This is a genomic window from Albidovulum sp. (genome assembly GCF_008933605.1).
Lineage (GTDB): Bacteria > Pseudomonadota > Alphaproteobacteria > Rhodobacterales > Rhodobacteraceae > Albidovulum.
In genome coordinates, this window is record NZ_WBUS01000108.1 from 1 (window position 1) to 10516 (window position 10516).

Below are 10516 nucleotides of genomic sequence, written 5' to 3' on the forward strand. Positions count from 1 at the left end.
CTGCGCGACGTCGCCCGCCGCGCCGCACTTGACGACCACCCGGGCGCCCGTCGCCATCAGCGGGAGTAGCTCGGCCGGCGCCTCGTCCGGCGTCCGGCCCCGGGAAAGCGCGCATGTCTCGACCTCGTTGAGCAGGAGGCAGTCGCAACCCGCGAGCCAGGCGCGCGCGCGCGCGACGGTCGCGGGCGTCCAGCCCTCGGCCGGCCAGCCGGTGTCGAGCGCGACCCGGACCCGGTGGTCGCGGGCATGGGCAAGAAGCGCGTCATAGTCCTCGGCCAGCCGGTCGGTGACGAACGACCCGCAGACAAGGAGCATCCCGCCGCCAAGGCGCCGCCAGTCGATCGCGTCGCGCACATCAGGCCAGGACAGATCCGCCACGTGGCCGCGGGTGGTGAAGAAGGTCCGCTCGCTGTCGGGATGGGTCAGGCCGACCGAGATCGTGGTGGCCAGGCCCGAGACGGGCCAGGCCCCGGAATGGGGCAAAAGCCCGGCCCGCAGCCAGTCGCCGAAGGCGTCCCGGCCGGTACTGGCGGCAATCTGGAAGTCCCGGCCGAGCGCCCGCCAGGTCAGCGCGACGTTCCCGGCCGCGCCGCCGCAGCGGAGTTCGCTTGCCTCCACCACGGTCTCGGTGCCGGGCCGCGGCCAGGGCGCGACCGGGCCCATGACCAGATCGACATTGACGTTGCCGGCGACGGCGAGGGGCGCGGGATCAGTCATTCTGTGCGCGTGATCTTCTGGCTTCGGACCGGGCTTCCGACATCGGGCACACGGGACCCCGCAAAGCCGATCATCAGCCGTTGCGACAGCGGCAGAAGGGCCGCGAGGGCGGCCATCCCCTCATGGCACCCGGCCCGCACCGTCACGGCGCCGGCCACCGGTGCGCCGCCGGAGGCATCGAGGACCAACGTCGGCGCGCCGGTGGCGGCGACCGCCTCGGCAAGGCCGCGCACCAGCTCGCCCGTCGTGTCGGCCCCGCGCAGGAACACGGCGCCGGTCCCTGCCCCGAGCATTTCCATCGGCCCGTGCCGAAGCTGACCGCATTCCAGCGCGAAGCAGGGAAGCCGGGAAAGCTCCGTCAACCCCAGCGCCAGGGTCTCGGCCAGCCCCTGCAGGCGGCGCCCCGAGGTCACGACGCAGGTGACCCCGGCAAGGACGTGGAGGGCAGCCGCGAGGTCGGGCTCGTCCTCCGCGTCAAGCACGGCGAGGAAGTCCGAGGGATCGGCGCCGAGCGCCGCGAGGACGGCGGCGTGCAGCGCCAGTCCGACGAAGGTGCTGCGGGTCGCCGCAAAGGCGGTCTCGACGCCGCCGGCACCGATCAGGCTGGGGAGAGATCTGGCGAGTGTCGAGGTGCCGTCCAGCGTCAGCCCGAAGGCATCCGAGTCCGGGCGGGCTTCGCCCAGCCACCGCACCACCTCGGCGCTTTCGCCCGACTGGGACGCGACAAGGATAGTTCTTCCCGCGGTCGGAAGCGGCTGGTCGAGTTGCTCCGAAAGCGGCAGCGCCACCGCGTCAAGGCCCCGCCCGCGATAGAGCGGCTCGACGGCGCGGTTCAGCCCGTGTGATGCCCCCATGCCCAGAAGGAGCAACCGTCCGGACCGCCGCAGCGACGCCGCAACCTCGGCCGCGCGCGGGGCCGCGGCGCGGAAACTCGCCCGCGCGTCCGTCCGCTGCCGCGCCATCTCGCGCCGGATCGCGGCAAGGCCGCCAGGTGTCTCGGAAGTCATCGGTCCGCTCATCCTTTCACGCTGCCCGCCGTGAGGCCCGAGATCAGGGCGCGCTGCATGAAGAGCCCGAAGACGACCGGGGGGAGCGCCGCGATCACGCCCGCCGTCGCGATCAGCCCGTAGTCGGCCACCCGTCCGCCCGCAAGATCGGCAATGGCCACCGTCACCGTCTTCGCGCGCTGGTCTGACGTGAAGAGCAGCGCATAGAAGAACTCGTCCCAAGCGAGCAGGTAGGCAAAGAGCGCCGCCGTGCCGATCACCGGCGCGGCGAGCGGCAGGATGATGATCCTCAGCGCCTGGTCGAGGCGCGCCCCGTCGATCGCGGCGGCCATCTCGAGGTCGCGCGGGATCGGATCGAAGCCGGATTTCAGGAGCCAGGCGGTGAAGGGGGCGAGGACCGTCAGGTAGACGACGGCAAGGCCGAGCTTGGTATTGAGCATCCCGAGCCCCGCGAGCCCCATGTAAAGCGGCACGGCCAGCGCCACCGGCGGCAGCATGTAGGTGCCGATGACAAGCCAGAGCGACCAGCCGACCGCGGGCGAGCGGGATACGGCCCATCCCGCCGGCACCGAGACCGCGAGCGCGGCCACGGTCGCGATGGCGGCGACCTTGACGCTGTTTCCGAGCGCCGCCATCAGCGAGGCGCCGTGCGTGTTGGGCGTCGTGTCGAAGAGCAGGCGGTAGCGCGACCAGTCGCTCTCTTCCGGCCACCAGCGGAGCGGCTTGGAGACGAGGTCCGACGTCGAGGAAATGCTCATCACGAAGAGCCAGCCGAAGGGCGCGAGGATCATCAGCGCGAGCAGAGCCGCGGCGAGGTAGAGAAAGATCGTGAAACCAAGGCTCTGCCGTTCCATCAGAATCGCGCCCCTGCAGACTTGCGGATCAGTGCCGCATAGGCCACCGCCAGCACCGTCACGGCGAGCGTGACGATGAGCGCGAGCGATGCGCCAGACCCCGCCCTCTGGAACGAGAATGCCTCCTGATAGACGAGGATGGAAAGGGTTCGCGTGCTGTTGGCCGGGCCGCCCCGGGTCATCACCCAGATGATGTCGAAGACCTTGAAGGCTTCGATCGTGCGCAGCACCAGCGCGACCATGAGGGGACCGGCGAGGTAGGGCAGGATCACGTAGCGGAAGCGCGAGAGCGCGCCCGCGCCATCGACGATCGCCGCAGCCCTGATGTCGTGCGGCACCGCGTGGAGCGCGGCGAGCGAGATCAACGCGACGAGCGGGAAGTTCTTCCATGCGTCCGCGACGATGAGCGCGGCGAGCGCGCTGCCCGGATCGCCGAGCCAGGACCGGTAGGCCTCGATGAGGCCGGTCTGCACCAGCGCCGCGTTCAGCGCGCCATACTCCGGGTTGTAGATGAGCCGCCAGAGTAGGGCGTTGACCACGGTGGGCAGCGCCCAGGGCAGGATCAGGAGGGCGCGAAGGACGTTGCGGCCGCGGAAGTTCTGGTAGAGGAGCAGGGCCACGAGGACGCCGAGGACCATCTCGATGAACACGGAGACGACCGCGAACTCGGTCGTGACGACGAACGCCCGCCAGAAGGCGCTGCTGGCGAAGAGCCGGCCGTAGTTCGCAACGCCGACGTAATCGCCCCCCATGCCGACCAGGCGCGCATCGGTGAAGGACAGGCGCACCGTGTCGACGAAGGGCCATCCGATCACCGCCAGCATCACCGCGAGAAGCGGCAGCATCAGCCCCCATGCCCGCAGCGTCGTCAGGCCCGCGCTCATCGCGGCAGGGCCTGTCGGCAGGGCGGGCCAGGACGGCGGCCGGTGCCGCCGCCCTGAAAAGCGCCCGAAGTCAGAGCCCGCCCTCCGCCGCCTGGGCTAGCGCGTCGGCCGGGCTCGCCTGGCCGAGGAGTGCCTCCTGGATCGCCTGCTGCAGCGCCGCCGACATCTCCTGGTAGCCCGGCGTCGTCGGCCGCGGATACATCGCCGCGAGCCCGGTCTTGGCTGCCGCGATCATGTCCTCCTGCCCTGCGGTCACGGCCGGGTCGTCGTAGGAACTCGCCCAGATCGGCAGGCTGAGGCGCGCATAGGCATTCTGCGTGGCCTGCGAGGTCATGAAGGTGATGTAGCTCCACGCCTCGTCGGGATGCTGGCTCGTCGTTGTGATGCCCAGCCCCATGGAGCCGTTGACCGCCGAGACCGTGCTCTTGCCCTCGACCCCCGGCGCCGGCACCACGCCGACCTTGCCCGCGACTTTGCTTTCCTTCGGGTCGTTGGCAAGGTTGTACATGTAGGTCCAGTTGAGCGCGAAGGCGGCCTCGCCGTTCTGGAAGACGCGGCGAACGTCCTCCTCCAGATACTCCTTGGAGTTCGGGTTGGTCAGGCCGGAGTTGTAGCTGTCGACCATGTACTGCAGCGCCTCGAGGCCACCGTCGGTCTGGAAGGCAGGCTTGCCGTCGAGGAGGAACGCCCCACCGTAGGCGCTGACGAGTGTCGTGTAATCGCAGATCGCCGCCTCGGCCTGGGCCCAGCTCCAGACGATGGGATGCTCGAGCAGGCCCTTTTCCTTGATCGCCTGCGCCTGCTGCGCGAGTTCTGCCCAGGTCGCGGGCGGGGCCTCGATGCCCGCCTGTGCGAGAATGTCCTTGTTGTAGAAGAGATACTTGGTGTCGAGAATCCAGGGCATGCCATAGCGCTTGCCGTCGTATTCGACCGTGGTCCAGGCGCCGGGCAGCACGCCGTCCTTCATCTCCGGCGAGATCCGGTCGGTGACATCGACCAGCACGTTGTTCGTGGCGAACTCGGCCGGCCAGATCACGTCGAAGAGTACGACGTCATATCCCGACCCCGATCCGAGGGCGAGCAGCGTCTTGTCGTGTAGCCCCTCGTAGGGCACGAACTCCAGGTTCACCTTTATCTCCGGATTGGCGGCGGCGAACGCGTCCGTCATCGCCCGGACATCGGCCTCGCTGTAGGCAGCCTGCGCCATGAAAAGCGCGTTCAGCGTCGTCTCCGCGAGGGCGGGTGGGGCGATCGCGGTGCTGAGGAGTGCTGCGGCGAGGAACGATCGGGTGTTCGGCATTTCGGTCTCCTTCTCGGTGTGCTCTGTGGCGCGGCCGTCCCGTCCGTTGCCAGCTTTGGCACGGGTCTGGCGGGCACGATGCGTCACATCATCGGGCGGAGCGGAGCGCCAGGCATTGACCAGGATCAACCGCCGGCCGGGCTACGGCTGCCGAGCCTGGTCGCTCCGATGCCGCGCGTCAAGGCTTGCGAAAATGCCGGTCCCGATCGCACGGCGCGGCGCGGCCTCGCCCGCGATCCTTCGTCGATCCCTGGCAGAGAGGGCGTCCGGACCCGAGTGTTCGCCGGCTCAAGACACGGCCTTTGCGCAGAAGCGCGCCCCCGGAGAATCAGCGATGCCGGACCGGAATGGTTCCAATTCGGCCCGGCATTAGGCCAGAGAAACGGACTGTTCAATGCATGGCGACGACCGCGCGACACGTCAGCGCCATAGTCCTTTTTCATCCTCCGGTAGTGATCTGGCGGCGCTCGGCAACAGTCGGAAACCGGTCGCGGCCGCGGCCCCCTGTTTTTCAGTGGTCGCAGGCGCGATTGTTTCCGGGTTTTCGTGAGAGACCTTGCCCGATGCCGCGCAAGTGGCGTTAACCATATCCAGATGTTGCAGAAATCCGTCGCGCGAGCGCCAGATTCAGCGATCATTTACCTAAGCGTTCGTTTAGTGGCCCGTGGCCGCGCTGTCTTGGGTACGAGTGTGTTGGTTTGCATTCGAGTGAATCCGGCCGATCGCGCCGGAGGGTCGTCCTGCCGGGAAGGTGTGCGCACCCCGGCAGAAAGGCCGGTGTTTGAGAGACTGAGAGACTTATGAATAACGAGTATATTGACGCCATCATCGGCCGTTTGTCGGCCATGCCGGTGCCGCCATCCGCAGCCGAGGCCCGCCGCAACCGTCCGAAGCGCTCCGAGCCCATCCACTGGCACCTGCCGGGCCTGTGCGACAACGTCCGCGTGACGACCTCGTTCGGCGATCTGCCGGTTCAGGCGCTTCACCGGCGCGACCCGCTCAGGACGCAGGCGGGCAGCCTCGCCATGGTCGAATGGGTGGACCGTATCCACCTCGACGAGGCTTTTCTCGAGGAGAACCCCGACGCGCTCCCGATCCGCATCCCGGCGGGCACCTTCGGCGCCGGCCGGCCCGAGCGCGATCTGATCGTCTCGCCGCAGCAGCTGGTGAACGCGGGCGCGTCGCCTTACTCCCAGGACTTCCGGCGCGCGCGCGATCTTCTGGGGCGTCCGGGCGTGGTTCGCCAGCCGGTGACGATGGTAACCTACCACCTCTTCCACTGCGGCGCGCCCGCGATCGTAATGGCCGAGGGCGTCTGCCTCAGCGTCAGTCCGTGAGGCCGCGGTCGTCCGGAACCCCACGGAACCCGGTCGCGACGACGAACTTCTCGGAACTGTCGGACCGGCTGGCCGGCGGCTTGACGTTGGCGACCTTGGTGAAGGCGCGCTTCAGGAGCGTTTGAAGCTCGTTCTCCGCCCCGCCGGCGAGCACCTTGGCGACGAAGGTGCCCCCCTCTTCGAGCACGTCGAAGGCGAATTCGGCGGCCGCCTCGCAAAGCGCGATGATCCTGAGGTGATCGGTGCCCTTGTGGCCCGAGGCCGCCGCGGCCATGTCCGACAAGATCACATCGGCGCGGCCGCCAAGCCAGGTCTTCACCTGCGCGTCCGCCCCCTCCGAAAGGAAATCCAGCTGGTGGATCTCGGCCCCCGCGATCGGCTCCACCTCCTGCAGGTCGATGCCGAGCACGCGGCCCACCCGCTTGCCCGGCTTCTGGCCAAGCGCATTCACCCGCTCCACCGCGACCTGGCACCAGCCGCCCGGCGCGCAGCCGAGATCGACGACCCGCGCGCCCGGAACGAGGAAGCGGAACTTGTCGTCGAGTTCGAGGATCTTGAAGGCCGCCCTGCCCCGGTAGCCTTCCTTCTTCGCCCTCTGCACGTAGGGATCGTTGAGCTGCCGTTCGAGCCAGAGCGTCGAGGAGAGCTTGCGCCCCTTGGCGGTCTTCACCCGCACCTTGAGGTCGCGCTGCCCGCGCCCAGAAGTCGTCCCGGAAGGTGTCTTCGCCATGCCTCGTCTCCCGGCCGGTCCCGCGTTCGCCGCGCACCAGATACCCGCTGCGCGCCGCGGTCGCAATCGTGCGGCGGACGCCGGGCGCCGCCGGTCAGAACGGTCCGTCTTCCAGCACGCCGTCGGCGGACATCTGCGCGTAGAGAAGCCCCTCCCGCAGCCCGCGGTCGGCGACCGAGAGCCGGTCGGTGGGCCATATCCGCATCAGCGCCTGCAGGATCGCCGCCCCCGACATGATCAGCGAATGACGGTCGCGGCCGATCCGCGGGTCGTCCCGCCGCCCGGCGGGGCCCATCGCGAGATAGTCGCGGATCACGTTATCAATCTGATCCGAGGTCATCCTCAACCCGTCCACCTTCGTCCGGTCATAGCGCTTCAGCCCGAGATGGCTTGCCGCCACGGTGGTCACGGTTCCGCTCGTGCCGATGATCTGGAACCCCTCGCGCGGCTGGCTGGCGTTGTAGGGGGAGAAATCAGCGAGGTTCTCCTCGAAATACCAGCTCATCAGCGCGAAGCGTGCGGCATCGTCCTCCACGTCCGCGAACTGGTCCTTGAGCGTGGCGACACCCAGCGGGACCGAGATCCAGTCCACCACCTTGGCGGCGGGAAAGCGGCTTTCCGGCGGATGAAACCCGGCATGGAGCCGCATGATCGCGCGCGGCCGCTCGGCGCGCGGCACGGCGGAAAGGTCGATCCAGACAAGCTCGGTGGAGCCGCCGCCGATATCGACGACAAGGAGCTGCTCGGTCCGGGTGGAGACGAGCGGGGCGCAGGAAACGACGGCGAGCCGCGCCTCCTCCTCCGGCTGGATGATTTCCAGCGGCAGCCCCGTCTCGCGGGTGATGACGTGCAGGAACTCGCCCGCGTTCTTCGCCCGCCGGCAGGCCTCGGTCGCAACGAGCCGCATCCGCTTGACCGCGTGCTGCTCGATCTTGCGGCGACATATCTGCAGGGCCTGGACGGTGCGCGCCATCGAGGCACGCGAAAGCCGACCCGAGGCTTCGAGCCCGAGGCCAAGCTGCACAGACTTGGAAAAGCTGTCAACGACATGAAACTGACTGCCCTTCGGCTGGGCAATCAGCATCCGACAACTGTTGGTGCCGAGATCGAGCGCCGCATAGAGCTGCGCCGGATCCGGCCTTGGGGCGCTGGGCGGCTCGACCGACCGCGGGAACACACCTGCGCCCCCTGGACGCCTGGGCGCCATCTTTGCGCCCTCCGATGTGAAGTTGCACCCAATCTAGTCGCCCGACCCCCACGGCGCAAGCCGCCGCCATCGTTCCCCCTCATGGTGATCTTGAAGAATTTTCACGCGGGCCGCTCTGGCCCGCCGGACACGCGCAGTCTATGCAGCGAAGGCAGGTCGCTCTGGCCCCGCATGATGTCGAAAACCGTCATCGCGCGTCGCGGAACGAGGAGTATTCAAGGCGCGAGCCGAAAGGGATTCGACATGGCAGCGGTCACCATCGTCTACTGGCGCGACATTCCGGCCCAGGTCATCGTTGGCGCCGGGCGCCGGGGCGTGAAGAAACCCCTGCCGGAACGGTTCGAACAGGCCATCGACCGCTGTGCCATGAAGATCGGCGCGGCCGGCACCGATGCCTATCTCGCCGAGTGGCGGAAGGCCGCCCCCGTCGAGGTCGCGGGCGAGGATGCCGCGGTGGCCGAGGCCGAGGCGGCGCGGATCGACGCCGAATACGACACCGGGCGCCTCAAGGCGCTCATAGCGAACGATGGCTGGGCGTGACACCCCGAGAGATGTGGAGCAAGGCAATGGCGCTTCTGAACTTCCGCCGCAAGGAAACTCCGGCCGCACCCGCGGCCGCGCCGGCCGCCGTCGAGGCGTTCCTGAAAGGGTTCTCGATCGAGGTGATGCCGCGCACCGCCGAGAAGGTCGAGAACTTCCGCGACCTTCTGCCCCGGGGCACGCGCGTCTATATCGCCCATATCGACGGCACGCCGATCGAGGACATGGTGGCGACGGCGAAACGGCTCCATGCCGAGGACTTTCCGGTCATGCCGCACTTCCCGGCGCGGATCATCAAGGACAAGGCGATGCTTGCCGACTGGATCGCCCGCTACCGGGGCGAGGCGGACGTGAAGCAGGGCCTCATGCTCGCGGGCGGTGTCGCCCAACCCGCGGGGGAGTTCGACTCCTCGATGAAGTTGCTGGAAACCGGACTCTTCGACGGGTTCGAACGGCTCCATGTCGCCGGCCACCCGGAAGGCAACAAGGACATCGACCCGGATGGGTCCGACCGCATGGTGATGGAGGCCGCGCGCTGGAAGCAGGCCTTCGCCGAGCGCACCGACGCAAAGATGGCCATGGCCACGCAGTTCTGCTTCGAGGCGAAGCCGGTCATCGACTGGGTGAACCGGCTGAACGCGGAAGGCATCCGTCTGCCCGTGCATATTGGCGTGGCCGGCCCGGCGAAGCTCCAGACCCTCATCAAGTTCGCCATCGCCTGCGGCGTCGGTCCCTCGCTCCGCGTCCTGCAGAAGCGCGCCATGGACGTGACGAAGCTGCTTCTGCCCTATGAACCCGACGACTTCGTCGCCGACCTCGCGGCGCACAAGGCCGCGCATCCCGAGTTCGGGATCGAGGCGGTGCATTTCTTCCCGCTCGGCGGGATCAAGACCAACGCAACCTGGGCCATCGAGCATGGCGGCAAATCCGCCGTCCCGGCCTCCCAAGCTTGAGAAACTGGTGGAAGAATGACCCGCACTGTCCTTGAATCAAAATCCAAAACCGTCGTCATCGGCTTTGACGAGCCGTTCTGCGTGATCGGCGAGCGGATCAACCCCACCGGGCGCAAGAAGCTCGCCGCCGAGCTCGAGGCGGGCGATTTCTCCACCGTCGAGAAGGACGCGCTGGAGCAGGTCGCCTGCGGGGCGATGGTGCTCGATGTGAACGCGGGTGTCGTCTACAATTCCAACCCCAACCCGAACGAGACCGAGCCGCCGCTGATGCGGAAGATGATCGAACTCGTGCAGGGCCTCGTGGACACGCCGCTTTGCATCGACAGCTCCGTTCCCGGCGCACTTCAGGCCGGGCTTGAGGCCTGCCAGGGCCGTCCGCTGCTGAACTCGGTCACGGGCGAGGAGGAGCGGCTGGAACTTGTCCTGCCACTGGTGAAGAAATTCAACGTGCCGGTCGTGGCGATCTCGAACGACGACACCGGCATTTCCGAAGACCCCGACGTGCGCTTCGAGGTGGCCAAGAAGATCGTCCAGCGCGCCGCCGATTTCGGCATCCCCGCACATGACATCGTTGTCGACCCGCTGGTCATGCCGGTGGGGGCGATGGCCACCGCCGGGCGGCAGGTCTTCACCCTCGTGAAGCGTCTGCGCGAGGAACTGGGCTGCAACACGACCTGCGGCGCCTCCAACATCTCCTTCGGCCTGCCCCACCGCCACGGCATCAACGCGGCCTTCCTGCCGATGGCGATCGGCGCGGGCATGACGAGCGCCATCATGAACCCGGTCCGTCAGGTGGAGATGGAGGCGATCCGCGCGGCGAACTTCCTGATGAACCACGACGCCAACGGCGGCGAATGGATCCGCTTCTCGAAAGTGCTGGAGGCGGTCGAGGGCGGCATGAGCTTTGCCGAAGCCTCGTCGAACCAGTCCAGCGCCGCCTCTGGCCGGCGCGGCGGGCGCCGCGCGCGCGCCTGACCAGCCCCGAAC

At 68.2% G+C, this 10516-nt stretch carries 11 protein-coding genes; 4 read left to right on the forward strand and 7 right to left on the reverse strand.

From position 1 onward, the window contains the following. The 5 genes from F9K34_RS13410 to F9K34_RS13430 all read right to left on the reverse strand — a co-directional run. Window positions 1–717 (reverse strand): carbohydrate kinase family protein (locus F9K34_RS13410; RefSeq protein WP_291337476.1); only part of this gene is annotated, 717 nt, incomplete at its 3' end. Then, window positions 714–1724: an SIS domain-containing protein gene (locus tag F9K34_RS13415; RefSeq protein WP_291337477.1), complete on the reverse strand. Its 1011-nt coding sequence runs from the start codon at window positions 1722–1724 to the stop codon at window positions 714–716. The genes F9K34_RS13410 and F9K34_RS13415, both read right to left, overlap by 4 nt. Before the next feature lie 8 nt (window positions 1725–1732). Beyond that, on the reverse strand, window positions 1733–2578 hold the full coding sequence (locus F9K34_RS13420; RefSeq protein WP_291337478.1) for a carbohydrate ABC transporter permease: 846 nt from the start codon (window positions 2576–2578) through the stop codon (window positions 1733–1735). Beyond that, window positions 2578–3462, reverse strand: coding sequence for a carbohydrate ABC transporter permease (locus tag F9K34_RS13425; protein ID WP_291337479.1), 885 nt, complete (start codon window positions 3460–3462; stop codon window positions 2578–2580). The genes F9K34_RS13420 and F9K34_RS13425 overlap by 1 nt, the downstream gene beginning before the upstream one ends. Window positions 3463–3532: 70 nt before the next feature. Next, window positions 3533–4762, reverse strand: coding sequence for an extracellular solute-binding protein (locus F9K34_RS13430; protein ID WP_291337480.1), 1230 nt, complete (start codon window positions 4760–4762; stop codon window positions 3533–3535). Between the two features lie 845 nt (window positions 4763–5607). Here F9K34_RS13430 and F9K34_RS13435 point away from each other — a divergent pair. Beyond that, on the forward strand, window positions 5608–6099 hold the full coding sequence (locus F9K34_RS13435; protein ID WP_291337481.1) for a Hint domain-containing protein: 492 nt from the start codon (window positions 5608–5610) through the stop codon (window positions 6097–6099). Here F9K34_RS13435 and F9K34_RS13440 read toward each other — a convergent pair. Continuing rightward, window positions 6089–6829, reverse strand: coding sequence for an RlmE family RNA methyltransferase (locus tag F9K34_RS13440; protein WP_291337482.1), 741 nt, complete (start codon window positions 6827–6829; stop codon window positions 6089–6091). The genes F9K34_RS13435 and F9K34_RS13440 overlap by 11 nt on opposite strands. A 94-nt stretch (window positions 6830–6923) precedes the next feature. Further along, entirely contained in the window at window positions 6924–8036 is a 1113-nt protein-coding gene (locus F9K34_RS13445) for a Ppx/GppA phosphatase family protein (protein WP_291337483.1), read from the reverse strand. Between the two features lie 243 nt (window positions 8037–8279). On the opposite strand from F9K34_RS13445, the gene F9K34_RS13450 reads away from it, so the two are divergent. From F9K34_RS13450 to F9K34_RS13460, 3 genes are read left to right on the forward strand one after another with little or no spacing between them, the layout of a single operon-like run. Then, a complete protein-coding gene (locus tag F9K34_RS13450; protein WP_291337484.1) occupies window positions 8280–8576 on the forward strand; it encodes a virulence factor in 297 nt (98 codons plus the stop codon). A gap of 26 nt (window positions 8577–8602) precedes the next feature. Beyond that, window positions 8603–9529, forward strand: a complete 927-nt coding sequence (locus tag F9K34_RS13455) for a methylenetetrahydrofolate reductase (RefSeq protein ID WP_291337485.1) — start codon at window positions 8603–8605, stop codon at window positions 9527–9529. A gap of 15 nt (window positions 9530–9544) precedes the next feature. Then, window positions 9545–10504, forward strand: a complete 960-nt coding sequence (locus F9K34_RS13460; RefSeq protein ID WP_291337486.1) for a methyltetrahydrofolate cobalamin methyltransferase — start codon at window positions 9545–9547, stop codon at window positions 10502–10504. Window positions 10505–10516 lie beyond the last annotated feature (12 nt).